The sequence below is a fragment of the Exiguobacterium chiriqhucha RW-2 genome, assembly GCF_000416965.1.
GTDB classification, from domain to species: Bacteria; Bacillota; Bacilli; order Exiguobacteriales; family Exiguobacteriaceae; genus Exiguobacterium; species Exiguobacterium chiriqhucha.
Genome location: NZ_ATCL01000014.1, coordinates 310,622 through 335,326 on the forward strand (window position 1 = coordinate 310,622; position 24,705 = coordinate 335,326).

Below are 24,705 nucleotides of genomic sequence, written 5' to 3' on the forward strand. Positions count from 1 at the left end.
TGGTTACATCTTCAGTATAACAGGGAACAAACAATTGACAAACGAAGATGCTGTAACTATGATGATTACATGTAACTGATTTAATTACAGGTTAAAAGGAGGAAATGATTTATGAAATACTTAGTCACAGGTGCAACCGGGAAACTCGGTTCGAAAATTGTCGATGTGTTACTCAAGTCGGTACCCGCAAGTGAACTCGCGGTCAGCGTCCGCAATCCGGAAAAAGCGGAAGCACTGAAAGCGAAAGGTGTCGATGTGCGACATGGGGACTTCGACAAGCCCGAGACGCTCGATGAAGCGTTCAAAGGTGTCGAACGACTGCTCATCATCTCGGCGGACGGGGACAACGACACGCGCATCCGTCAACATGCGAACGCCGTCGAGGCGGCCGAGCGCGCAGGCGTATCGTTCATCGCCTATACGAGTCTCGCCGATGCGACAGAAAGCCAAAACTTGATGGCCCCGCCACATGTCGAGACCGAAGGCGCAATCGAGCGGACGGGGATCCCGCATGCGTTCTTGCGCAACAACTGGTACTTAGAAAACGAACTTGGTAGCATTCAAGGTGTGCTTGCCGGCGCACCTTGGGTGACGGCAGCCCGTGACGGCAAAGTCGGTTGGGCGCTACAAGAAGATTACGCTGAAGCGATCGCGAACGTTTTGATGGCAGACGATTTCGAACAAGACATCTTTGAATTGTCAGGTCCGCTCCATACGCAAGCCGAACTCGTCGAGGCGCTCAGTGAAGTGCTCGGGCGTGAAGTGGCCCTCCAAGAAGTGAGTAACGACGCTTACGCTGGCGTCATGCGCGGCGCCGGGGTGCCGGAAGGAGCGATTCCAATCGTCGTCGGCATTCAAGACAGCATCCGCAACGGCTCGCTCGAGGTCGAGTCGAATGATTTCGAGTTGGTGCTCGGTCGTCCGGTGACACCGCTCAAAGAGGCGCTTCAAAAGCTCGTATCAACGTTATAAACGATAATAGTGACGTCACGTTTTCGATGATTGAGAACGTGACGTTTTTTGATGAATATTAGTGATTTGTCTTCACATATTTGTGAACACGTCATCCCCATCCGTTATACTAACAATAAATGGATAATCATAGATGTACATAGGAAGGATCGATTACATGAAAAACATGATGTTCTTAATCGGCGTCGTCTTAGGATTAGGATTATTGTTCGGGCTGAGATATGAATTCAATGTCATCGGGGATACGGGCTTTAGAATCGCGGCCATCCTCATGCTCATATCGGTACTCATCATTCGGTCGACTGCAAAAATTTCATTCTTCAGCCATTCATAAAAACAGACCGCGAATCCACATTCGCGGTCTGTTTTTTAGTTCGCTCGGGCTTCGAGCTGACCGGTCACGTCTTCTAACGTGCTCGCGGTCGAGGCGAGGCGGTCCGACATGTGGCTCAACTCTTTTTGGATGGCGACTTGTTCCTCGGTCGCGGCGGCGACGTGCTGAATTTGTTGCTGCAGTTCGCTCGCCGCTCGTTTCGTCGTCGCAAGGCGCGCCTCGAGCGTCTCCATCTGAGACGTCACGCGTTGACGTGTCTCTTGAATCGAACTGATTTGACCGTCGATTTCAGAGACGTCTTCGGTCAGGCGATGGAACACGGCCGTCACATCGGCCGAGACGGTTTGACAGTTCTCGGTCGCGCGTTTGAATAACTGTGCCGAATCGCGGACGACGATCGTATCGTCCATCAGTCCACCGAGAACGCGGGTCATCTCGGCTGCATAATCTCGGGACTGGACGGCGAGCTTGCCGACTTCAGAAGCGACGACGGCGAAACCACGACCGGCGTCACCCGCCCGTGCGGCTTCAATCGAGGCGTTCAAGGCGAGCATGTTCGTCTGGTCGCTGATTGTCTCGACGTGCTGCAGGATGGCTTGAATTTCGGTCGATCGGTTCGACATCGTCGTGACAACGCGTTCGAGTCGTTCTGATTCGCTAATGATTTCTTCGACTTTCGCCTCCATCCGTCGCATGTCGCCGTCCCCGGCGATGGTGTCGGCCGCAATCCGTGACGAAGCGGCAGCTGTTTGGGCCATCCGTTCTTGGATGAGCGCCGTGAGGGAGCGAATCGATTGAATCTCCTCGGCCCCGTGGTTCATCGACGTCTCTTGCTCGGTCGCGTGGGCGACGATCGGATCGACGGTGACGGCGATTTGTTCCCCGGACTGGAGCGACTGGTTGGCTGCCGTCTCGAGTTCGGTCGCATGTGTCTTCAATGTCATGACGAGTTGACTCGCGTCGGTGACGGCCTGCTGTAACAGACGGCGCGTCTCATCTTCCTGTACTTTGACACGCGACGACTCGAGGTTACGGAAGTGGATTTGCGCGATGAGCACGGCGCTCAGTAGGATGAGATAGATCGCATGGACGAGCAACAGGCTGAACGGATAATCCGCTGTTCCACAAATGATTTCAGGAACCAAGAAATATCCAGCGAGATGTTGCACGGCGAAGATGACCGTACTGTAGACGATCAAATCGATGCGGCGCATGAACGACAAAATCGCCAAGACGACGAAAATCGAGAAATGATATTCGACGAGCCCTTGCCCACCGGCGACGGTCGAGATGCTCGCGAACGTGAGCGTCAGCATCATCAAGTACGGGAAAAGATGTGGTTTTACGCGCTGGCTGACGACCATGGCGATCAATAGTACGATTGGGACTGCAAACAGGACCCATGTCGCGATGGGATATGCGTAGCCGACGGCACCGTTTCGGAGCACGGTGTACGTATAGGCAAAATCCGTGAAGCGGTGGAGCAGATGGACGATAACAGACGTCAAGACGATGACGAACGTGGTGACGAGCATCAATTGATTGCGTTTTTCAGAACTCATGCAGATTCCTCCTGATAATAGGTCGATATAGCTACTAGAGTATCGTCCGATTGGCACGAATGTTTATCGTTTTTACACGCCGAAGCAAAAAAAAGAGAAGCGGATGCGCTTCTCTAGTCTGACGTGAGTCCGAGCCACCGTTTGACGGGTTCCCGGAAATAGTAAGTGACACCAATCAACGTGACGAAGACGAGGGCGGCGATGACGACCAAAGTGATACTTCCCGAGGCGAGACTCGCCCCGAGAAAACTGTAGGCGAGCGTCCCTGGGATCATGCCGAGGACGGTCGCGAGGATAAACGACCGGAACCGGACCTTAGCAATCCCGCCCGCGTAACTGAGCAAATCGAAGCTGACGAGCGGGATGAGCCGCAAGACGAACACGTATAGGAAGCCACGTTGCTCCATCTGCGTGAACAGCTTCTCCGACCATGGATAGCTCTCGACCTTGAGCACGGACCTGCCGAACAGTCGGGCCATGACGTAACCGGTCACGGCCGCCGCCGTCGCCCCGAACAGGATGTAGAGTACACCCGGCCACACCCCGAAGGCGAGACCGGCCCCGAGTGACAGTACCGACGTCGGCAAGAAGATGATTGGGCCAATCGCATAGATGAGGAAAAAGACGACAGGACCCCACCAACCGAACGACAGGACGATGTCACGGATATCGGATGGACGGAGTTCATAGTGGAAATGAGTAATATAGAAGATACTCCCGAACACAATGAGCATGAGACTAAGTTTGAGCCAGCGGGGCACAGAGTACGCCTCCTTTCCATCAGTTCTTTTGTTTATCGTATCGCATTCCGTCTCCAAATGAAGGTGAGCCAGCTTACAAATGCGTCGGCAATGTGCGATTGTGCTCAATAGGGTGGCTAAAAATGGAAACATAGGTCAACGCATGTGCCGAGGGACTTCATTTTGAAGCTCTTTCCTACGATAAATCAGGTAGGGAGGGATCATCGTGAAAAATTTGAAGATGTCTAAAAAACTGACAGTACTGATCAGCGTATTCATCGCGACACTCGTTCTCGTCGCAGCACTCAGCCACGTCTTCATGGGACGCATGGCCGATGCGGGAGAATCGATTTATGAAGATCGGTTATTGCCGATTCGCGCCCTTGGTCAAATCCGGACGGATAACCGTGCCTTGGACGGGTATTTGCTCGAATTGATGCTGACGACGGATGCGTCTCGAAATGAAGAACTAGAGGCAAGTATCGAGGAACGGCGTGACAGCATCGGGACGAACCTCGAACTGTTCAACGAGACGTTCGCCTCAACAGATGCCGAGATGCAAGGTCGAGTCGAAGACTTGAATGCCGAGATTGCAGCCTATCTCGAAGGGACCGAGCTCGTGCTTCAGCCGGTGCTTCGAAATGAGAACACGGCGGCCTATCGCGTCTATATGAGTGACTTGCGACCGGTCCGTCAAGACTTGGTCGAGACGGCAACGGTCGTCATGGACGGCATCAATCAAGAAGCCGAGACGGCAAGCACGACGATGCAGAACGAGCGGACTGAATCGGTCACGTTGTTCTGGGCGCTTGTCGCCATCGGGGCACTCATCTCAATCGGGCTCGGCGTCTACATCACGCGCCTCATCGTCCGTCCGGTCCGTGAGTTGAATGGACTCATGAGCCGTGCCGGAGCCGGTGATTTGACGGTCGACAGCACGTACACGTCGCGTGACGAGATTGGTTCGCTCGCCAACTCATTTAACGAGATGAAAGATAGTCTTCGCGACTTGATCGGCAACGTCACGGCGACAGCCGGTCGCGTCGCGACGTCATCGGACGATTTGAAATCGAACGTCGAAGAGACGACAAAAGCGACCGAGATGGTCGCCGTCACGATGGAAGAGATTGCATCCGGTTCGGTCCGTCAATTGACGCGTGTGAAGGAATCGAGCAGTACGCTCACCGAACTGACGAATGGGATTCATCACGTCTCAAATAGCGCCCAACACATGACCGAACTGTCAGACGGGGCACTTCAAAAAGTCGGGACCGGCAACGAGTTGATTGAGACGCTCGAGTCCCAGCTCGAGGCGATGAACGAGAAAGTGAAGGCGTTGCAGACGGTCATCGGCCAACTCGACGTCCGCTCCCAAGAAATCGGCAGCATCACCGGCACCATCTCCGGCATTGCCGAACAGACGAACTTGCTTGCCTTGAACGCGGCCATCGAAGCGGCCCGAGCCGGCGACCAAGGACGCGGATTCGCCGTCGTAGCGTCGGAAGTGCGGAAGCTCGCCGAAGAGTCGGCGATCGCGACGAAACGAATCTCTGGTTTGATTGGAGATACGCAGACAGAGACGAAACAAGCCGTCCAGACGATGCATGTTGTCGAGAGCGAGATGGGCCACAGCGTCACGAACGTCCAACAGGCAGGCATCGCGTTCGAGGACATCAAGCGGGCGATTGAAGAAGTCGGTCAAAAAGTCGAGGAAGTGTCAGGCTCTGTCCAAGAGATGGCGGCCGGAGCGACCGAGATTTTACGATCGGTGAACGAGATTCAAGGCATCACGGAGACGACGGCGACCGACACCGAGAACACCTCGGCGGCGACGGAAGAACAGATGGCGTCGATGGAAGAAATCACGGCTTCGGCCCAAGAGCTGTCGAACATGGCAGACGAGATGCGTCAAATGACAAAACGATTTAACGTGTAACGAACAGGCAGGTCGACAATCGACCTGCCTGTTTTTGTGAATACTGTTCTATTCCACACTTCGTTTTTAAGAAACAGAGCAATCTAAGGACCCTGGACACGATTCAAATTAATCTATCAGGCGAGAGGTCGTGTATAGATTGATTGATGATAGTTAATTCGTAATGAGGAGAAACATACTTTTTATGTAAAAAGAATCAAATTGTAATAATATGTTATTTATCGATTGAATTTAATGGATGGTATGTTAGGTTTTAAATTGTACTAACCTTTCTCACTTCAAAATACTAACAGGAAAGAAGGAATGTGTTATGAACAAGAAGACAAAACGGTTTACTAGCTCAGCTTTAGTAGTCGGTGCGCTTTTATTAGGTGCAGGGTCTGCCTCGGCAGCAACTTTCGGTACTGCCTCTAGTGGAGCCTCTACAGAAGAGTCTTTCCAGATTAAGTACAACGGTGCTGCTTGGAATTACAGTAACTCAGCATACAAATGGACTTCGTTTAAATACACACGTGATGGGAGAACTTTGTTGAGCAAAGTCGCCTACAGCAGCAAAGTGACAGGGTCTGTTTGGGATGATTTAAGATGGGGAGATAAGTACACGACAAAATTCGGCTGGGCCCGTGGCGCACTAAAATAAGACTTTGTCGTTTGAATTTTTTAATTGCTAAGCACGTAGGGGACGTGAATCAGGCCCGAGAGGTATCTTCCTACAGGGCCTGATCTTATACCGATGCGATGTGATTTATTTCTATTTTAACTGGAAGATCAGCTTGTTTTTCTTGATGATCAGTTAGAACTCACAGTTTTTTTTAGCTAGGTAGTTGGCATTTAATTATACGTGTTACCATAAATTTATAAATGCCATCTGTAAGGAGTAGGTCATGAAATATTCTTTATTTAGATTTAATGATGTGTTTGAAGCTTTTGCCATTTACTTCTTCTGTTTCGTTTCAAATTTAATATTACTTTATGTAAAAGTTGCAGATTTAGAGGGCTCATTTATTTTAATGTCGTTCATTGAAAGCATTATCGACTATCAATTTGTAATCAGTATTGTTCTCACTTTTATTATGATGATTTTTCATTATCAATTTTTAAATCGGAGAAAAGTAGAGATATCCTGTCGCATCCTCGTCGGTGACACAAAGCAAAAGATTATGATTCGATATATGTTGAATAGCCTAGCGATCTTGCTGTTCACCTTTTTACTATCACTTTCATTGAACTTCTACTTGGATTTGAATATAACCAGCAATCTCTACCTCGTTTTGCTGTTTATCGTATACATATTAATTAGTGTAGGTCAGGTGAATAAAGAATGAGAATTTTACACTTTTTTATAACTAAAATATTTTTGAAAAGGTGGATCCTTGTTTTTGGAATGATCCTATTACTTTTTCTAGCGAATTATCTCTCGTTTAGTGCCACGCGTTCGATTATTTCGACTGTACAAGGTTATCAAGAAATTGAAACGTTTAACCAAGAAGGGAATTATATCGCCAATCTGGACCCGGACAGTGAAGCTGATTTCGCTCGAATTGAAATCGAGGATACACGCAAGATTTATGAGGATTTAAATAAAAATTATACATACGCCCTACAAGCTGATGGTTTTACGACCTCGTTAGAGAATGAACATGATATGGAAGTGTCGTTCAATTACATCAATGATGAGGCTTACCAACTTAATCAGTTCAAATTGGCGCAAGGCGATCATTTGAGCTTCGATTATCAATTTCAAAAAGATGAAATTCCGGTCCTGATAGGTGGGGGTCTGGCCTCAACGTATCCTGTAGGATCGAAAATCGAGATTGCTGATCCGGTTACCCAACAGGTAGTCGATTTGAAAGTTCAAGGAATCTTGGAGAAGAATACGCACCGCTCTAATTTTTATGCGCCCAATTCAAAGAATTACTATAATTTTTCAATTTTCGTGCCCGTCAATGAACAATTTATTCAAAGTGCGGGGCTTGACCTCCATTTGAATGGTTTGATGGATATCGTGCTTCTTGGTTCGACGAAAGAAGAAGCGATGAAGCTTACTGAACAGATTCAAAATGAGTTAGGGTTAGACTTCAACTTTTTTAATCAGCAAGAAAACTTTGAGTACTTTGAAGAATATTATATAAGCTCATTAAAAATGATTAGTGCGATTACGTTAGTGTTACTCGTCGTCATTATTTGTCTGGCGACCTGGAATACGCTAATCAGTGTTCGACTCATGATTAAAGATTTTACAGTCAATTTATTAGTTGGATTAAGTTATTCCAAACTGAGAACCATTTTTTATAGTTACTTTGCGATTTTGTTCTCAATTAACCTCGTTATCTTATTTGCAATTACCGCCTTCAACCGATACGGCTTTTGGATGAGAAAAGATTCGATTTTTGCTACGTATGGGCTATTTGGCTTAATCAGTATGGATTGGATCGCTTTCCTAGGTGTTCTGTTGATTGACGTGATCATTGGGTTGATGATTGTAGAACTTACGTTAAAAAAAATCAAAGGTATTCCAATCTCGGTGGGGGTTTTGAAATGAGTAGTATCATCAAGTTAGAAATCCAGAAAAAATCATTTGATAAAAAAGGGTTTTCGATCCTACATGATTTTGAGCTGGAGGTTCAACCGGGGGAAAAGCTCTCGATTATAGGGGAATCTGGAGTGGGGAAGACATCTTTGCTCAACATCATCGGATTACTGGATACGCGATATCAAGGGAGTTATCAGCTATTTGATTCACCGGTTCAGGAGCTGTCCCGAAATAAACTAGCAGAATGGCGCAATCAAAAAATTGGATTTGTTCTGCAGGAGTCGGCACTCATTGATTCATTGACGATCGAGGACAATATTAAGTTACCCCTCATGTATGCCAACATCGAAAAAGACGCGAGCGCCCAAGAACATTTCAAACGGATTGTTAATAAAATTGGCATCGAGTCTATTTTGAAGAAAAAGCCGCTGGAGTGTTCGGGCGGGCAACGATCTAGAGCTGTTTTCGCGAGGGCTGTCATTATGAATCCCCAAATCATTCTATCCGATGAGCCTACCGCGTCATTGGACCCTGAGAACAAAGAAAGAATCATCGATTTATTGTTTGAGATGAATGAAGAGTTCAATACGACGGTGATTACCGTGACGCATGATTTAGATGTGGCCAATCGTCACGAGCGAATCATTAAGCTTAAAAGGAGCGAATAAAATGGGATTCTTTGCAATGGTCTTATCATTCCTACTCGGTATCTTCTTTACCGTGATTGGTGTTGTTCGTAGAAAACAAAACGTGTTATATAAACTGTTCATCGTACTAGGGATTACTCTCCTTATTGTTGCGGTATACCTAGCAAGACCACAATAAAAGCCGGGGCATTGAGGTCTGAGACAGTCCTCGATCAGCATCGTCGCGATTGTGTAAAAGGGAGAAATCATGCTTAAAGGGCAGGTCGACAATCGACCTGCCCTTTTTTAACGTGATTCGTACGCAGCGACCCATTGCTCCGGCGTCATCTTCGAGACGAGCTCGCCAATCAACTCGTACGGGATATGTTTGACGTTGCCGAAGCGGATACAGCTCTTGCCCATGTTCAATTTCGTCGGCACTTGGTTGGCGTATGACTCCTCGAACCAGCGGAGCAGTTCCGGGTCGCTATAGACGCCCATATGATACACGGCGACATGGTTCTTCTGGGCGATGACGCTCAAGAACGGGAGCGGGGTGCCCGGTGTGACATGATACCCGGACGGATACGTCGATAGCGGGACAACATAATGGATGCCGTTCCCGTCGGTCGTCTTCTCGAATCCGGCCGGTAAATTCGCATCGATAATATCAATCAAACGGATGAAGGCGTCGAGTCGTTTGTCGTCGACGAGTGTCGTATAGTCCATCAGACGTCGCCTCCTCGTAAAATCTTCGCCATCGCTTTGCCTTTGGCGAGTTCATCGACGAGTTTATCCAAGTAACGGATCTCGCGCATGAGCGGCTCCTCGACATTCTCGACGCGGACGCCGCAAACGACGCCTTTGATCAAGGCACGGTCTTCGTTCATCTTAGGTGCGGTGGCGAAGAACGTGTCAAAATCGACCTCGGCGGCGAGTTGGCGCTCGAGCCCAGCCTCGTCATAACCGGTCAACCAGCGAATAATCGTATCGACTTCGTCTTTCGTCCGGCCTTTCCGTTCGGCTTTCGCGACGTAAAGCGGATAGACGCTCGCAAAGCTCGTCGTGTAAATGCGGTGTGCCATGAAATCCCCTCGTTTCGTGGAATGATACCTTCATTTTCTCACACAATCAAAGCTCATATCCAAAATACTTTTTGTTGCAAATGCAACTAAATCAACTATACTAGACGTAACATATTGTAAATACAACAATCAGGAGGATTGTATGAGAGACCAGTTACGTGAAATCGGGATGATTGCGCGTGCCCTCGATTCGATCAGCAATATCGAGTTCAAAGAGCTCGAGCTGACGAAAGGGCAATATTTATATTTGGTCCGGATTTGTGAGGAGCCGGGCATCATTCAAGAGAAGCTCGCCGAATTGATCAAAGTCGACCGGACGACGGCGGCGCGGGCGGTTCAAAAGTTGGAAACGAACGGGTTGATCATGAAGCAGGACGACCCGCACAACAAGAAAATCAAGCGGCTCGTCCCGACTGAACGGGGCAAGGCGCTGTACCCGGTCATCATCCGAGAGCACGAACATTCGACAGACGTCGCGCTCGCCGGGCTGAGCGACCAGGAAGCCGAGCAGCTGCTCCGGCTATTAAAGCGGGTCCGTCACAATATCGAAGGGGACTGGGATGCCGTGAAAAAAGGGAAGAAACGAGACTACTAGGGGGAACGAACATGATCACCATCGAAGCTTGCACAATCGAAGACGGCGACGCACTTCGCACCATCAGCATCGAGACGTTCACGGAAACGTTCGAAGCCGAGAATGACCCGGCGCATCTGGCCGCGTATCTCGAGCGGGCGTATAACGTAGCGCAACTTAAAAAAGAGCTTTCGAATCCGGACTCACAGTTCTTCTTCGCCATGCTCGACGGGGAAGTGGCTGGTTACTTAAAAGTGAACGCCAACAACGCCCAGACCGAGGCCATGGGCGAAGAGGCGTTCGAACTCGAACGGATTTATGTGCGACGGAAGTTCCAAGGTAGTGGCGTCGGCAAGGCGTTGTACGACCAGGCCATCCGCTGTGCGAGTGAGCTGAAGAAACGTGAAATCTGGCTCGGTGTGTGGGAACATAACCATAAGGCGCTCGCCTTCTATCGAAAGCACGGGTTCGTCCAAACCGGGGCGCACACGTTTTATATGGGGGACGACGCCCAAGTCGATTTGATTATGGCCAAGCCGCTTCGTCCGTGACCCATTCCAGTATGCCTGACAAGTCCTCGTAGACGGCGTCAGGGGCCAGGTCGGGCATATCGACCGGTTTGCCGTCGCGGTTGATCCAAGCCGTATGGAACCCGAAGTTCTTCGCACCGGCAATGTCCCAACCGTTCGAGGACATAAACAGCACCTCGTCCCGCTTCAACCCGCTGTTCTTGAACCAGTGCATGTAGGCGGCCGGTGACGGCTTCGCTTGTTTGATGCCGTCGATGCTGACGAGTTCGTCGAACAGGTCGGTGAACCCGGCGTTTTGGATGAGTTCCGCGAGCATCGCGTCCGTCCCGTTCGAGAGAACGATAGTCTGTTTATGATGCAGCTGGTGCAAGACGTCTTCAACCTCTTCATATGGCGACAGGTCGGCGTAAGTGGCAATCAATGCGTCCTCCGTCTCGATCGTCCACGTCACTTCGGCCGCTGACAATGCATACCGAAGCGCGTCGCGCGTGACGACGGAGAAGTCCTCGTAGCGCCCCATGATGTGGCGGGTAAAGAAGTAGTCGAGCTGTTTCGTCCGCCATGCCTGGCTGATTTGGTCCCCTTTTCCGGGGAACTGTTCGTCACACGCCGTCTTGACGGAATGGACGTCGAACAAGGTCCCATATACATCGAACACGAATGCTTTAATAGTTGGTTTCATGAAATCCCTCCTCAGTAAAAGCGTGTCATCTACTCTTTACCCTAGTTGGCGTGAATTATACGGAAGGGTCCAGTCAGTTGAACAACGAACAAGACAGGAGGAATTTGATGTACGTCCCAAAACTATACGCCGTGAACGATCCGAAAGAAGTCTACGCCTTTCTGAAGGCCCATCCGTTCGGCACCGTCGTCACGCATGACGGACAGAAGCCGATCGCGACGCACGTGCCGCTCCGTTTCCATGAGGAAGAGGGCCGCGTCTGGTTCACGACACACATCGCCAAAAACAATCCACAGTGGCAAACGATTGAAGACCAGACCGTCCTCTTGATCGTCCAAGGCCCGGACGCCTATGTGTCGGCGTCGTGGTACGGACATGAGGACGTATCGACGTGGAACTATCAGGCCGTCCATGCATACGGACAGGCCACCATTTTAAATGCGGACCAACTCGATGAAGACTTGGCCGGACTGCTTCAAGACCATGAAGGGGACCGGGAGCACGCCGTCGTCTGGGAGGAACTGTCCGAGCCGGTGCAGCGGCAGAAATATGGCGTCGTCGGGTTCCGCATCGACATTTCGGACATGCAGGCGGCGTTCAAGCTGAGTCAGAATCGAAACGAAATGGATTATACACGTATCGTCTCGGAACTCGAACAGGCAGGGTGTCCGATGGCAGATGTGATGCGAGCATATAAAAAATAACCCTTCCCTCGTCTGCGTGACCTAATCGCAGATGGAGGAAGGGTTTGTTTCATGAAGACTTGATGTCGACGTGGCGGCTCATGATGGCGCGGTCTAACTGGTGGAGGTACAGTTTCGTCATTAAGAACACGATGAACGAAAAGCCGAACAACAAATAGAGCGGAGAGCGATACGCGAGCATCCCGAGCGCTGTGAATAACAAGAGCGCGAGCACAACAATATAGCCATATCGCATGATGCTGAATAACGCCAACTTCAAGGCATCCATCGTCTTCATCTCGTAGTGCGTCAAAATCGGAAACAGGAATAACGATAGGGAGGTGAAGACAAATCCAATCACGAACAGACCGGTGAAGAGAATCGTTTGCCCGGTATCGATTTGACGAATGAGCAAAAAGTCGATCAACAAGACGAATACAAACAAGGTCCAGGCTATACCGAGCTTATAATGACGGCGCACTCCTTCATTAAAAAAGCGGAAGTAGGCGCGAAACACGCTGTAATCTTGGTTGACCGACCATTGCCGTGTGACGGCATGTAAAGCGTACAAGGCCGGGAACAACGTGATGACAGGCAGAATGCTCAGTAAGAAGACCACGTTCAGTTGCACCAGGCTGGTGACAAATTCGAGCGCTTGGAATAGCTTGTTGTGTTCATGTTTTAAATTCATGAGGACCTCCAAGAAGTTAGCAGAGAATCAGCCTAATTTAGATTCGAGACGGTTATAGGGTGCAGTCGAGTTGCGAACGATCAATTCAGGTTCATACGTATGTGACGGCGGCGTGTCCTTTTTCTCGACAGCCGCGATAATCCACTCGGCTGCGGCACGACCCAATTCTTGCTTCGGGTGGATGATCGAAGTCAGCTTCACCTCTGTCGCGACGGCAAGCACCGAGTCGTCATATCCGACGAGTGAGACGTCTTGCGGGACAGAGAGGCGTAGATTTCTCAACTGGTCCAACACGTTAAGGGCGAGTTGGTCGTTATAACAGACGATTGCACTCGGCCGTTCGTCCGCGTTCTCGAACACTTGATGAATCACGTCATAAAAAGAAGGCACAAGTTCTTCTGTCGTATACGTTATAATTAATTCTGGCTCTAGGGGGAGATTGTATTCTCGGAACGCGCGTATAAAGCCGCGCATCCGATGGACCCCTTGAAGGTCATCTGTTTTGAAGAGTCCCATGATGCGCTCATGGCCAAGTTTGATGAGATGTTCGGCAGCCAAGAATCCACCTTTCTCGTCATCCATAATCAAATAAGGAGGCGTCAACTGCGAATAGTATTGGTTAATCATCAAATACGGCGTATGCTGTTGTTCGAGTTCTAAATAATATTTGATGTTCGGATTGTAGCTACTGCTCTTCGTCGGCTCGACGATCAACCCATCAATTTGACGATCTAACATCATCTCGAGGCACTGCCGTTCTTTCTCGACGTTGTTATCCGTACAAGATAAGGTCAACGTATATCCTTTTGAAGCCAAGTGGGATTCAATCCCCCGGATGATAGACGGGAAGATATAGTCAGACATGTAAGTCGTGATGACCCCGATGTTTTTACCATTTCCTAAACGTTCGATCGTCTGGGGAGTCGAGGTCGGGAGGACCGGGGAACAATACGTGCCCGAGCCTTGTTCACGGTAAAGATAACCTTCGTTTACGAGTTCTCCTACAGCTTGTCGAATCGTATGACGGCTCACTCCAAATGATTGGACCAATTCATTTTCAGAAGGAATTTTTTCGCCGGGTCTTACCGTTCCATCTTTTATCCATTCAAGAATATGATCTTTGACCATATTGTACTTTGTGCGTTGTGCCATCTGGCGTCCCTGCTTTCTCTCATGTACGTCGAACAACTCATACGTACAAGATATGATCTTACTTCCATATTAACAAACAAATGTACCGTTTACTATGAATAAGCAAAAAAAGCATCTGAATTTTCTATGAATATGTACGGATGAAATATGAAAATACATAAAAATCGAATTGACATGTCCGAACGTGTGTAATAGACTCGAATTGTACAGAAAACGCTTTCATTACCAATTATATCGGTTTATTGGCTAGTAAATGTATAGTGTTGTGTGGGCTTCATTATACAGTTTGCTTTTTTATTTAACTCAACATGTACGTACATCTTTATCATGCTTTGCACATGAATATAAATTGATGGAGGAATTCACAATGAATCGTAAATCGAAAAAAATGTTTGCGTTGACGATGTCAGCACTGATGACAACTTCTTTTGCGCTCGCCGGCTGTTCGGGAGACGAGGCAGGCGCGGATGGAAAAGTTGAACTGACATTTATGTTCCGTGGAAATCCAGAAGAGTTAAAAGCCTATCAAGCGACGGTGAAACGTTTTGAAGAAGCCAATAAAGACGTGAAGGTGACGATGGTCCAGACGGCGCCGGATCAGTACGATACGAAACTCAAATCGGCCATCGCAGGCCGCAAAATCCCGGACGTCTTCTTCTATAATCCTGCCCAAGTGAAAGCCTATGTAAACTCGGGGGTTCTACTCGATATCACTGAAGCGGTTGAAACTTCAGAAGACGTCAAGTTGGACGACATTTGGGAGAAGGGTGTCGACAAATATCGTTTCGATGGGAAGACGCTCGGAGAAGGCGCGATTTACGGGCTACCGAAAGACTTAGGTCCGTTCGCACTCGGCTACAACAAGACAATGTTCGAAGATGCGGGCATCCCGCTTCCGGATAAAGACAAACCATATACATGGGACGAGTTCGTGGACGTGGCCAAACAGTTGACGAAAGACACGAACGGTGACGGGAAGATGGATCAGTACGGCACTGGCTTCAACGTGAACTGGGCCCTTCAACCGTTCGTTTGGAGTAATGGAGCAGACTGGATCAATGAAGATGGTACGAAAGTGACAATCGATGATCCGAAGTTCATCGAAGCGTTGCAATTCTTCGTCGATCAACAGTTGAAACATGGGATCACACCGTCAATCGGCGAAACACAGACGCTCGACACGTACCAACGTTGGTTGAAAGGTCAGCTCGCCTTCTTCCCGGTCGGACCGTGGGATATGGCGGCATTTAAAGAACAGTTGAAATTCGAGTACGACTTACTCCCATGGCCAGCTGGTTCTACCGGTAAAGCGTCGGGATGGGTTGGGTCGCTCGGGATTGGCGTTGGGTCGACGACGAAACATAAAGAGGAAGCGGCAGAGTTGGCCATGTACTTGTCTGCCGACCAAGAAGGGCAACAAGCGCTCGTAGACGCGCAAGTCCAATTGCCGAACAGTATGGAAATCGCAGACAACTGGGCGGCTGATACGTCAATCAAACCAGAAAACAAACAAGAGTTCCTTGATTTAATCAACGATTATGGCCGCGGCTTCCCGGCTGAGAAAACATACACGGCAGAATGGTACGACGAGTTCTTCAAAAACATCCAGCCTGTCCTCGACGGTAAAACATCGGTCGAAGACTATGTGAAGACGGCGCAGCCGAAGATGCAGAAATTGCTCGATGCGGCGATCGAACAAGAGAAACAGGCGAACTGATCAGAGAGTCGAAACGGGGTGGCGATGTTCGCCACCCGCGTCTCTGACGTTGAAAGGATGGAAGAACAATGAAAACAAAATCGATTTCAAAGTTATATCGAACTGAACAGCGGTACGCCTACTTGTTCGTTGCGGCACCGGTCATTGGGTTCTTTCTCTTCGCGTTCGTACCGTTGATGTATTCCGTTTACGGCGCCTTCACGAATTGGAACGGTCTCGGTCAAATGAAATTTATCGGGTTTGAGAACTTCGTTAACTTGTTCCAAGATGAATACTTTTATAAGTCGATGTACAACACGCTCTTCATGATGATTGGGATTCCGATCGGCATCGTCCTCGCGCTGCTGCTTGCCCTCGCGTTGAATCGAAAGATTTTTGGGACAGACACGTTCCGCGTGATTTACTACATTCCCGTCATCTCGTCGATTGCCGCCGTCTCGATTTTGTGGCAATGGGCGTACAACGGGGACTATGGATTGGTCAACCAATTCTTGGCGTTGATCGGCATCGACGGGCCGAACTGGCTTCAAAATACCGATACCGTCAAACCGGCGCTCATTCTCATGGCGATTTGGAAAGGGCTTGGCTACACGATGCTCCTTTATTTGGCGGCGCTCCAAAGTGTCCCGAAATCATTTTATGAAGCAGCAAAACTCGATGGAGCCAACGCGTGGCAAAGCTTTTGGCACATCACGCTCCCGATGGTCAAACCGGTCACGTTCTTCATCATCGTGACGAACATCATCGGTGGGGCGCAAATCTTCACAGAAATCAACGTCATGACACCAACCGGGGGTCCGGAGTACTCGTCTGCCTCTGCGGTCTTCTACATTTGGCAAAAATCGTTCGGGAACTTCCAACTCGGTTACGCTTCGGCGATGGCGCTCGTCCTCGGGCTCTTCATTTTCATCGTCACTTTGCTCCAATTCCGGATGAATGAAAAATCATCGTTCGATCTTGATTGAGCGATTCGCGTATAGGAAAGGAGAATGACCATGCAATTAGCTCTCTCACGGAAAAAAGAGAACGTGGAAACGATGTCGGTGAAGAAGAAGGACCGGATCACGGATTTCTTCATCTTTATCTTCCTGTCCATCGGAGCGGTCGTCATGATCGCGCCGCTGCTCTGGATGGTATCGACGTCGCTAAAGTCAAAAGAGGATGTGTTCGCACTCCCGCCGGTATGGATTCCGACCGATATTTCGTTTAGCAAGTACACGGAAATTTGGAGCATGGGTCCGCTGTTGTCCGGGATATCGAACAGTTTGATCGTCGCGTTATCCGTCACGATCGTCGGGACGTTCACGTCGAGCTTGGCGGCGTTCGCCTTCGCGAAGTTGAACTTCAGAGGCAAGAATAAAATCTTCCTGCTCTTGTTCGCTTCCGTCATGATCCCATACCCGGTGCTCATGATTCCCCAGTTCATGATGTTCTCGAGCATCGGCTGGGTAGATACGCTGTTACCGTTGATCGTACCGGGACTGTTCGGGAACATTTTCATGATTTTCTTCTTGCGCCAATTTTTGAACAGCATCCCGAACTCGATTATCGAGGCGGCCAAGATTGATGGCTGCTCGTACTTCCAAATCTTCTACAAGATTATCTTCCCATTGATCAAACCGGCCGTGGCCGCGCAATTGATTCTTTGGTTCATGGCAATCTGGAACGACTATCTCGGACCGATTCTGTATTTGAACTCGCCGGAGAAACAGACGCTTCAACTTGTCATCGCGAACTTTAACGCATCGTATGCAATTCAAAGTGATTATCCGTTAATCATGGCCGCGTCCGTCGTGGCGTTACTCCCGATGTTAATCGTCTTCATGATCTTCCAAAAACAGATCATCGAGTCGATTGCAATTTCTGGTGTGAAGGGCTGAGGTGTGACAGGACAAAGGCACCCGTCTTTTTTAGGCGGGTGCCTTTTTGATGGAGAAAGGAGATTGACATGAAAAAAATGATGGTCTGGATGGCGTTGCTCATCGTCGCGGTCGGAGGTGTTTTCTTCTGGCAGACGACGAGTGCATCAATCGATGAGTTGCCACTCCCGAAAGCGCCGTTTGATCAAAAAGTGGAAGATGTGACGCCAGACGTGCTCAACAAAGAGAGCGAGTGGACGACGAACTTCACGCATGACGGGGCAATCTTTAAAGATGGTGACACGTACTACGTTTTCTCGACGGATTACATGGTGGGTAGTCCTCCGACGCCCGGCATTCAAATTCGTAAATCGACCGATCTCATTCACTGGGAGTTCGTCGGCCGTGTGTTCGATCAAGTGTCTGAAGAGGCGTTCGCTTGGGCCGGTGGGAATACGTTCTGGGCCCCGGCAATCACAAAAATTGGAGATCGGTTCCACCTGTACTATTCCGTATCAGGGGTCGGGAGCCGCACGTCGTACATCGGGCTAGCGACCGCGTCAACGATCGAAGGGCCTTGGGAAGACGAGGGTGCCGTCGTGACGTCGAAAGACGGGGACGGGGGTGTCGCCAACGCGATTGACCCTCATGTGACGCAAGATGCGTCAGGCAAATGGTGGATGACGTATGGGTCGTACTTTGGGGGAATCCTTTTGACGGAGATTGACCCAGGCACCGGGAAGCGAGTGGACGAATCGTCAGAAGGAACGCTGCTCGCCAAACGGAAAGACATGTCGATGGGCATCGAAGGACCGGAAATCTTATACAACGATGAGACAGGCTATTACTACTTGATGGTGTCGTATGGTTGGTTAGAAGATACGTACAACGTCCGAATCGGTCGCTCGAAGTCAATCGCGGGACCGTACGTCGACTCGCGTGGTCGAGACTTACGGGACGAATCGGATGAGTCATTTGATACGGGCGTGAAAATCGTGGGTCCGTATCGTTTCGAAGGAGATGACGGATACGTCGGGACCGGGCACTCGGCATTCTTACAAGACGGGACTGACACGTTCGTGTTGCATCAGGCGCGACCGAGTGAAGACATCTATTGGTCCCAGTTGCACGTCCGAAAAGTGTATTGGACGAAAGACGGTTGGCCGGTCGTCTCGCCCGAGCGCTATGCAGGCGAAGGAGACGTCGAGGTCGACGACGCCCATCTGGTCGGGGACTGGGACGTCATCACGTTCCCGCGATTCGACGATGGGCAGCAAGCCTCGAGCACGTTGACGTTGAAACGAGACGGGAAGCTCGAAAACGGGGACGGGTCTTGGCGATTGAACGGCTCGGTCCTCGAGGTCGAAGTCGGGCAAGAGACGTATGAGACGCAAGTCGGAGCGGCGTGGGACTGGGAGAATTGGAAACCGACGATCATCTTCACAGGTCTGAGCGAGGACGGCACCGCCGTATGGGGCAAAAAACGATAAAAGGAGAAACGGAAACATGCAAAAGCTGAACGGTCCGAAACGAGAAGAACGTTATGTGTTAGAACGATTGACGGACGAAACGATGTGGGGCACACACAACGCCCACGATCCGGCGTCAATCAAAGTCGGGGACTGGTATTACGTGTTCTCGACGGACGCCGCCCACGGACATCACATCAACGGCGGGATTCAAGTGCGTCGCTCACTTGACTTGATCCATTGGGAATACGTCGGCTTGGCGCTTGAAGAACTTCCGCACGAGGCTGTGGAATGGACGGGGGCGCCAGGGCTTTGGGCGCCGGAAGTCGTGTTCATGGGTGGTCGCTATGTCATGTACTACGCGGCTTCACAATTTGGACAGACGCAGTCGTATATCGGTGTCGCCAGTGCGGAAACGATAGACGGGCCTTGGCAGGATCGCGGGCTCGTCGTGAAGAGCGAGGCTGGGACATCGGGGCCGAATGCGATCGATCCGAATATCACGTTCGATGCGCAAGGAGAACCGTGGCTCGTCTACGGCAGCTTCTTCGGTGGGCTGTATGTGTTCCCGGTCGATCCGGAAACGGGGAAGAAACGCCCGGGGAGTGAGGAGACGTTGATTGCGAAACGTCACCAAAGCGTTGAAGGGGCAATCGAGGGACCGTATATCGTCTACCGGGAGGCGGATCGCCATTATTACTTGTTCGTCTCGTACGACTCCTTGTTCAAGGACTATCACATCCGTGTGGCCCGCTCGACTTCGATCACCGGACCGTACGTCGATTTTGATGGGAACGTCATGACCGACCTCGAGATCGACCCGCAACAAGTCGGCATGAAGATTCTAGGGGGCTATCGGTTCGGGGCTGGGGAAGGTTGGGTTGGTCCTGGTCATAACTCCGTCTTGCAGGACGGCGACAAGGATTATCTCGTCCATCACGTCAGAGGTGAGCAAGACCCGCACTGGCATGAACTGCATATCCGGAAAATCATCTGGACGGAATCGGGCTGGCCGCTCGTGTCTCCGCAACGATATGCCGGGGAAGAGGAACGGCCCATCGAGATGGAAGAGCTCGTCGGGGAGTGGGAGTGGATCTACATGGACCGGACGAAACATGGCGTCCTGCCTTCGAATAAGATTGAACTTCTAGCTGACGGGACGTTCGTGACAGAGGACGGCGAACGAGGGCGTTATGAGAAGCTGACGGATACGACCATCAAACTCTACGGTCCTGAAGGAATCACTTGGCATGTGTTACCGGGTTGGGACTGGGAGAATTGGCGAGAGACGCTCGTGTTCGCGGGACTGTCTGACCAAGGGCGAGTCTTTATTGGCAAACAACTATAAATATCCGTACAACTTATCGCATTCTCTTTAAAGATGCGTGTCACAGTTTTTTCAGAACTAACGCAAAAATGTTCGAATAAAATACTGAAAACAGTTGATTAATTTAAAATAGTTGATACAATCAAGGTGTAAGTTATACGTACAACTTGATTGTATCTTTTTGTTTTCTGTACGAATCAGGCACGGTATTTGAATAGTTGTACGGATGAAAAAGACAGGAGTGCCCACACACTTTATTTTTTTTCATCCTATATGTAAGCGCATTCTTTTGGAGGTAGGGTGATGAATATGGCCAACTATACAATCGGCGTCGACTACGGGACGCAATCAGGACGTGCGGTCCTCGTCGACGTAGCGACAGGTCGAGAAGTGGCGACCGCGGTCAAACCGTACACACATGGCGTCATGGATGAATATTTACCGGACGGGGTGACCCGTCTCGAGCATGATTGGGCGCTCCAACATCCACAAGACTATTTAGAAGTGTTAGAACTCACCATCCCGGCCGTCGTCAAAGAGGCGGGGATCACGGCTGACCAAGTCGTAGGACTCGGTATCGATTTCACAGCCTGCACGATTTTACCGATTGACGAACACTTGAACCCACTTTGTTTCCGCGAGGAACATCAGCAAAACCCGCACAGCTACGTGAAGCTTTGGAAGCATCACGCCGCGCAAGACGAGGCGGACGAGTTGAACCGCATCGCGGCCGAACGGGGCGAAGCTTTCTTGAAACGATACGGCGGGAAAATCTCATCGGAGTGGATGATCCCGAAAGTGTGGCAAATCCTGAACGAAGCGCCGGCCATTTATGAAGAAGCGGACCAGATTCTAGAAGCGACGGATTGGGTCGTCTCCCAGATGACAGGTCGCGTCGTTCGGAACAGTTGCACAGCTGGATATAAAGCCATTTGGCATAAACAAGACGGTTACCCGTCGAACGAATTCTTTAAAGCGCTCGACCCGCGGCTAGAGAACGTCGTCGAAGAGAAACTCTCTCGCGACATCGCGCCAATCGGGTCCAAGGCGGGTGAACTGACGGAGGCGTTCGCCGCGCGAATCGGACTCCTTCCAGGCACGGCCGTCGCGGTCGCGAACGTCGACGCCCACGTGGCGGTACCGGCTGTCGGAATCGCCGAACCTGGCAAGATGCTGATGGTCATGGGCACATCGACGTGCCATATCTTGCTCGGTGAAGACGAACAGGTCGTCCCAGGCATGTGCGGTGTCGTCGAAGACGGCGTCATCCCAGGATTGATGGGCTATGAAGCTGGCCAATCGTGTGTCGGGGACCATTTTGAATGGTTCACCGAGACGTGTGTCCCAGGACATTACGTCGAAGAGGCCGCCTTGAAAGGTATCGGCATCCATCAGTTGTTGACGGAGAAAGCAGCCCGGCAACGTGTCGGGGAGAGCGGTCTCGTCGCCCTCGACTGGTGGAACGGGAACCGATCAACGCTCGTCGATACGAATTTGACGGGTGTCCTCCTCGGAGCGACATTGCTCACGAAACCAGAAGACATTTACCGGGCATTGATTGAAGCGACAGCGTATGGGACACGGACGATTGTAGAAGCGTTCCGGAACAGCGGTGTCCCTGTGCATGAAGTATATGCAGCCGGCGGGATCGCCGAGAAGAACGCCCTCATGATGCAAATCTATGCGGACGTGTTGAACATGGAAATCAAAATCTCCGCCTCCTCGCAAACGCCTGCCCTCGGGTCGGCCATGTTCGGAGCGGTGGCGGCTGGTGCGGAGCGAGGCGGTTACGCCACAATCACGGAAGCGGCAGCGAAGATGGGCCGTGTCAAAGAAGAGACGTACAAGCCGATCACGGAAAACGTCGCGACGTATGATGCTTTGTTCGCCGAATACACGAAACTATACGACTACTTCGGTCGCGGTGAAAACGATGTGATGAAACGCTTGAAAAAAATCAAAGCCGACGCGTCACGCGTGAAGGAGGAGCCGGTATGGTAAGCCGTCATTTGAAGGAAGCCGTGCTCGAAGCGAACTTGGCCCTCCCGCAACACGGCTTGGTCACATTCACGTGGGGCAACGTCAGCGGCATCGACCGTAACTCAGGATTGGTCGTCATCAAGCCGAGCGGTGTCCCTTACGAACGATTGACCGTGGAAGACATGGTCGTCGTCGATTTGGAGGGTAACGTCGTCGAAGGCGAGCTTCGTCCCTCATCAGACACACCGACCCATCTCGCGCTCTACCGGTCTCTCCCAGAGATTGGCGGGGTCGTGCATACCCATTCGCCATGGGCGACGAGCTGGGCACAGGCGAAGCGGGCGATTCCGGCGTTCGGAACGACACACGCCGATTACTTTTATGGCGAGATTCCGTGCACTCGGGAATTGACAGACGAAGAGATCGCAACGGCGTATGAACTCGAGACCGGACACGTCATTTTAGAGACGCTCGACGAGTTAATGCTCGAAGCGGTCGCCGTACCCGGCGTGCTCGTGGCCAACCACGCACCGTTCTGCTGGGGCAAAGACGCGAATGAGGCGGTCCACAATGCGGTCGTCCTCGAGGAAGTCGCGAAGATGGGACTTCACGCCTTGAACTTGAACCCTGGCCTGACACCGATTAAACAGAGCATCTTAGATAAACACTATTTGCGAAAACATGGGGCGAACGCATACTACGGCCAAAAATGACCGGAACTTCGCCCTCACATTAGGGGGACTTTGGATGTTGACAGCAAAAACATATGAATTTTGGTTCGTGACAGGAAGCCAAATGCTTTACGGTGAAGACGTGCTTCGGCAAGTGGAGGATCATTCAAAAGAGATGGTGGCCGGACTCGATGCGGCCGACGTCTTCAGCGACCGGATCGTCTTCAAAGGCGTCGTCAAAAACGCAGAAGAGATTCGTCAAATGATGCTTCAAGCGAATGCGGACGACTCATGCGCGGGCGTGATCACCTGGATGCACACGTTCTCGCCATCGAAGATGTGGATCAGTGGCATGCGCGTCCTGCAAAAACCGTTGCTCCATTTCGGGACACAGTTCAACCGTGACATCCCTTGGGATGCGATCGATATGGACTTCATGAACTTGAACCAATCGGCGCACGGCGACCGGGAACACGGCTTTATCACGAGCCGGATGAACGTCAAACGCAAAGTGCTCGTCGGGCACTGGGAAGACGAGACGACACGCGGCAAGATGGCGAGTTGGATGAAAGTCGCTCATGCGTTGGCCGAAAGCAAAGTGTTAAAAGTGGCTCGTTTCGGTGACAACATGCGTAACGTCGCCGTGACGGAAGGCGATAAAGTCGAAGCGCAGATTCGCCTCGGTTGGACGGTGGACGGATATGGTGTCGGTGATCTCGTCGCATATATGGACGCTGTGACCGACACGGACCTCGAAGCGCTGATGGACGAATACGCGTCTCGTTACGAGCTGACGAACAAAGGGATGGCAGAAGAGGAGTTCCTCGACTCGGTCCGTTACCAGGGTCGCATCGAACTCGGTATGAAAGCCTTCCTCGAGGCAGGCGGCTATACCGCCTTCACGACGACGTTCGAAGACTTGCATGGCATGAAGCAGTTGCCGGGTCTCGCCGTCCAACGCTTGATGGAGCAAGGCTATGGCTTTGCCGGAGAAGGTGACTGGAAGACCGCGGCGTTGGTCCGTCTCATGAAAATCATGGCGAACAACGAGCGGACCTCGTTCATGGAAGATTACACGTACCACTTCGAGCCGGGCAACGAGATGGTGCTTGGCGCCCACATGTTAGAGATTTGTCCGACGATTGCGGTCGATCAACCAAGAATCGAAGTCCATCCGCTTGGTATCGGCGACCGGGAAGCACCGGCCCGGATCGTCTTTGAAGGACAGAGCGGCAAGGCGTTGAACGCGAGTATCATCGATCTCGGCCATCGCTTCCGTCTTCTCGTCAACACGGTCGAAGGCATTCAGCCGGAAGAGGCGATGCCGAACTTGCCGGTCGCACGCGTTCTTTGGAAAACAGAACCTTCGATGGCGCAAGCGGTCGAAAACTGGATTCAAGCCGGTGGGGCGCACCACACCTGTTATTCGTATGAAGTGACGACCGACCAACTGCGGGACTTCGCGGAACTGCTCGACGTTGAAATCGCGGTCATCGACGCCAAGACGGAGACGGTCCAATTCAACAACGAACTACGTTGGAACGAACTTTACTATCGACCATAATCTAAAGGGCCACTTCGT

General features: G+C 50.8%; 24 protein-coding genes. 17 read left to right on the forward strand and 7 right to left on the reverse strand.

The window, feature by feature from the left end; all coding sequences use genetic code 11:
- Positions 1-111: 111 nt before the first annotated feature.
- Both M467_RS21320 and M467_RS31735 read left to right on the forward strand, forming a co-directional pair.
- Positions 112-972 (forward strand): SDR family oxidoreductase, encoded by an 861-nt coding sequence (locus tag M467_RS21320; RefSeq protein WP_021066192.1) that lies wholly within the window; start codon positions 112-114, stop codon positions 970-972.
- A gap of 157 nt (positions 973-1,129) precedes the next feature.
- Positions 1,130-1,306: a hypothetical protein gene (locus tag M467_RS31735; RefSeq protein WP_021066193.1), complete on the forward strand. Its 177-nt coding sequence runs from the start codon at positions 1,130-1,132 to the stop codon at positions 1,304-1,306.
- Between the two features lie 35 nt (positions 1,307-1,341).
- Here M467_RS31735 and M467_RS21325 read toward each other — a convergent pair whose 3' ends face one another.
- Together M467_RS21325 and M467_RS21330 are read right to left on the reverse strand one after the other, a co-directional pair.
- Positions 1,342-2,868 (reverse strand): methyl-accepting chemotaxis protein, encoded by a 1,527-nt coding sequence (locus M467_RS21325; RefSeq protein WP_021066194.1) that lies wholly within the window; start codon positions 2,866-2,868, stop codon positions 1,342-1,344.
- Between the two features lie 113 nt (positions 2,869-2,981).
- The gene (locus M467_RS21330) at positions 2,982-3,629 is read right to left on the reverse strand and encodes a TVP38/TMEM64 family protein (RefSeq protein WP_021066195.1); all 648 of its coding nucleotides are present in this window, start codon (positions 3,627-3,629) and stop codon (positions 2,982-2,984) included.
- Between the two features lie 205 nt (positions 3,630-3,834).
- Between M467_RS21330 and M467_RS21335 the strand changes: the two genes are divergently transcribed.
- From M467_RS21335 to M467_RS21355, 4 genes are all read left to right on the forward strand, one after another.
- Positions 3,835-5,544 carry a methyl-accepting chemotaxis protein gene (locus tag M467_RS21335; protein ID WP_021066196.1) on the forward strand — a complete coding sequence of 570 codons (1,710 nt, stop codon included), beginning with the start codon at positions 3,835-3,837 and terminating at the stop codon, positions 5,542-5,544.
- Between the two features lie 310 nt (positions 5,545-5,854).
- Positions 5,855-6,184, forward strand: a complete 330-nt coding sequence (locus M467_RS21340) for a hypothetical protein (RefSeq protein WP_021066197.1) — start codon at positions 5,855-5,857, stop codon at positions 6,182-6,184.
- 681 nt (positions 6,185-6,865) lie between these two features.
- On the forward strand, positions 6,866-8,086 hold the full coding sequence (locus M467_RS21350; protein ID WP_021066199.1) for an ABC transporter permease family protein: 1,221 nt from the start codon (positions 6,866-6,868) through the stop codon (positions 8,084-8,086).
- Complete coding sequence (locus tag M467_RS21355; protein WP_021066200.1) at positions 8,083-8,745, forward strand: ABC transporter ATP-binding protein; 663 nt, start codon at positions 8,083-8,085, stop codon at positions 8,743-8,745. Before M467_RS21350 ends, M467_RS21355 begins: the two co-directional genes overlap by 4 nt.
- Positions 8,746-9,009: 264 nt before the next feature.
- Here the strand turns inward: M467_RS21355 and M467_RS21365 are convergent, their stop codons facing one another.
- Entirely contained in the window at positions 9,010-9,432 is a 423-nt protein-coding gene (locus M467_RS21365; protein ID WP_021066202.1) for a DUF1801 domain-containing protein, read from the reverse strand.
- Entirely contained in the window at positions 9,432-9,788 is a 357-nt protein-coding gene (locus tag M467_RS21370; RefSeq protein WP_021066203.1) for a DUF2200 domain-containing protein, read from the reverse strand. The genes M467_RS21365 and M467_RS21370 overlap by 1 nt, the downstream gene beginning before the upstream one ends.
- A gap of 142 nt (positions 9,789-9,930) precedes the next feature.
- On the opposite strand from M467_RS21370, the gene M467_RS21375 reads away from it, so the two are divergent.
- Positions 9,931-10,383, forward strand: a complete 453-nt coding sequence (locus M467_RS21375; protein ID WP_021066204.1) for a MarR family winged helix-turn-helix transcriptional regulator — start codon at positions 9,931-9,933, stop codon at positions 10,381-10,383.
- A gap of 11 nt (positions 10,384-10,394) precedes the next feature.
- Positions 10,395-10,913, forward strand: a complete 519-nt coding sequence (gene paiA / locus M467_RS21380; RefSeq protein ID WP_021066205.1) for a spermidine/spermine N(1)-acetyltransferase — start codon at positions 10,395-10,397, stop codon at positions 10,911-10,913.
- Here paiA and M467_RS21385 read toward each other — a convergent pair.
- Positions 10,888-11,574 (reverse strand): haloacid dehalogenase type II, encoded by a 687-nt coding sequence (locus tag M467_RS21385; protein ID WP_021066206.1) that lies wholly within the window; start codon positions 11,572-11,574, stop codon positions 10,888-10,890. The genes paiA and M467_RS21385 overlap by 26 nt on opposite strands.
- Positions 11,575-11,681: 107 nt before the next feature.
- Between M467_RS21385 and M467_RS21390 the strand changes: the two genes are divergently transcribed.
- Positions 11,682-12,278: an FMN-binding negative transcriptional regulator gene (locus tag M467_RS21390; protein ID WP_021066207.1), complete on the forward strand. Its 597-nt coding sequence runs from the start codon at positions 11,682-11,684 to the stop codon at positions 12,276-12,278.
- Positions 12,279-12,327: 49 nt separating this feature from the next.
- On the opposite strand, the gene M467_RS21395 is transcribed toward M467_RS21390, so the two are convergent.
- Both M467_RS21395 and M467_RS21400 read right to left on the reverse strand, forming a co-directional pair.
- Positions 12,328-12,948 (reverse strand): YesL family protein, encoded by a 621-nt coding sequence (locus M467_RS21395; protein WP_021066208.1) that lies wholly within the window; start codon positions 12,946-12,948, stop codon positions 12,328-12,330.
- 27 nt (positions 12,949-12,975) lie between these two features.
- Positions 12,976-14,100 (reverse strand): GntR family transcriptional regulator, encoded by a 1,125-nt coding sequence (locus M467_RS21400; protein WP_021066209.1) that lies wholly within the window; start codon positions 14,098-14,100, stop codon positions 12,976-12,978.
- Positions 14,101-14,467: 367 nt separating this feature from the next.
- Here M467_RS21400 and M467_RS21405 point away from each other — a divergent pair, with 367 nt between their 5' ends.
- From M467_RS21405 to araA, 8 genes are all read left to right on the forward strand, one after another.
- The gene (locus tag M467_RS21405) at positions 14,468-15,817 is read left to right on the forward strand and encodes an ABC transporter substrate-binding protein (protein ID WP_021066210.1); all 1,350 of its coding nucleotides are present in this window, start codon (positions 14,468-14,470) and stop codon (positions 15,815-15,817) included.
- 68 nt (positions 15,818-15,885) lie between these two features.
- Entirely contained in the window at positions 15,886-16,782 is an 897-nt protein-coding gene (locus tag M467_RS21410; protein ID WP_021066211.1) for a carbohydrate ABC transporter permease, read from the forward strand.
- A gap of 72 nt (positions 16,783-16,854) precedes the next feature.
- Complete coding sequence (locus tag M467_RS21415) at positions 16,855-17,697, forward strand: carbohydrate ABC transporter permease (RefSeq protein ID WP_031200025.1); 843 nt, start codon at positions 16,855-16,857, stop codon at positions 17,695-17,697.
- 68 nt (positions 17,698-17,765) lie between these two features.
- Complete coding sequence (locus tag M467_RS21420) at positions 17,766-19,166, forward strand: arabinan endo-1,5-alpha-L-arabinosidase (RefSeq protein WP_021066213.1); 1,401 nt, start codon at positions 17,766-17,768, stop codon at positions 19,164-19,166.
- 16 nt (positions 19,167-19,182) lie between these two features.
- Positions 19,183-20,493 carry an arabinan endo-1,5-alpha-L-arabinosidase gene (locus tag M467_RS21425; protein ID WP_021066214.1) on the forward strand — a complete coding sequence of 437 codons (1,311 nt, stop codon included), beginning with the start codon at positions 19,183-19,185 and terminating at the stop codon, positions 20,491-20,493.
- A 282-nt stretch (positions 20,494-20,775) separates the two neighbouring features.
- Positions 20,776-22,473 carry a ribulokinase gene (araB, locus tag M467_RS21430; RefSeq protein WP_021066215.1) on the forward strand — a complete coding sequence of 566 codons (1,698 nt, stop codon included), beginning with the start codon at positions 20,776-20,778 and terminating at the stop codon, positions 22,471-22,473.
- Positions 22,467-23,165: an L-ribulose-5-phosphate 4-epimerase gene (gene araD, locus M467_RS21435; protein ID WP_021066216.1), complete on the forward strand. Its 699-nt coding sequence runs from the start codon at positions 22,467-22,469 to the stop codon at positions 23,163-23,165. Before araB ends, araD begins: the two co-directional genes overlap by 7 nt.
- Before the next feature lie 34 nt (positions 23,166-23,199).
- Complete coding sequence (gene araA / locus M467_RS21440) at positions 23,200-24,687, forward strand: L-arabinose isomerase (protein WP_021066217.1); 1,488 nt, start codon at positions 23,200-23,202, stop codon at positions 24,685-24,687.
- The last annotated feature ends 18 nt before the right edge of the window (positions 24,688-24,705 follow it).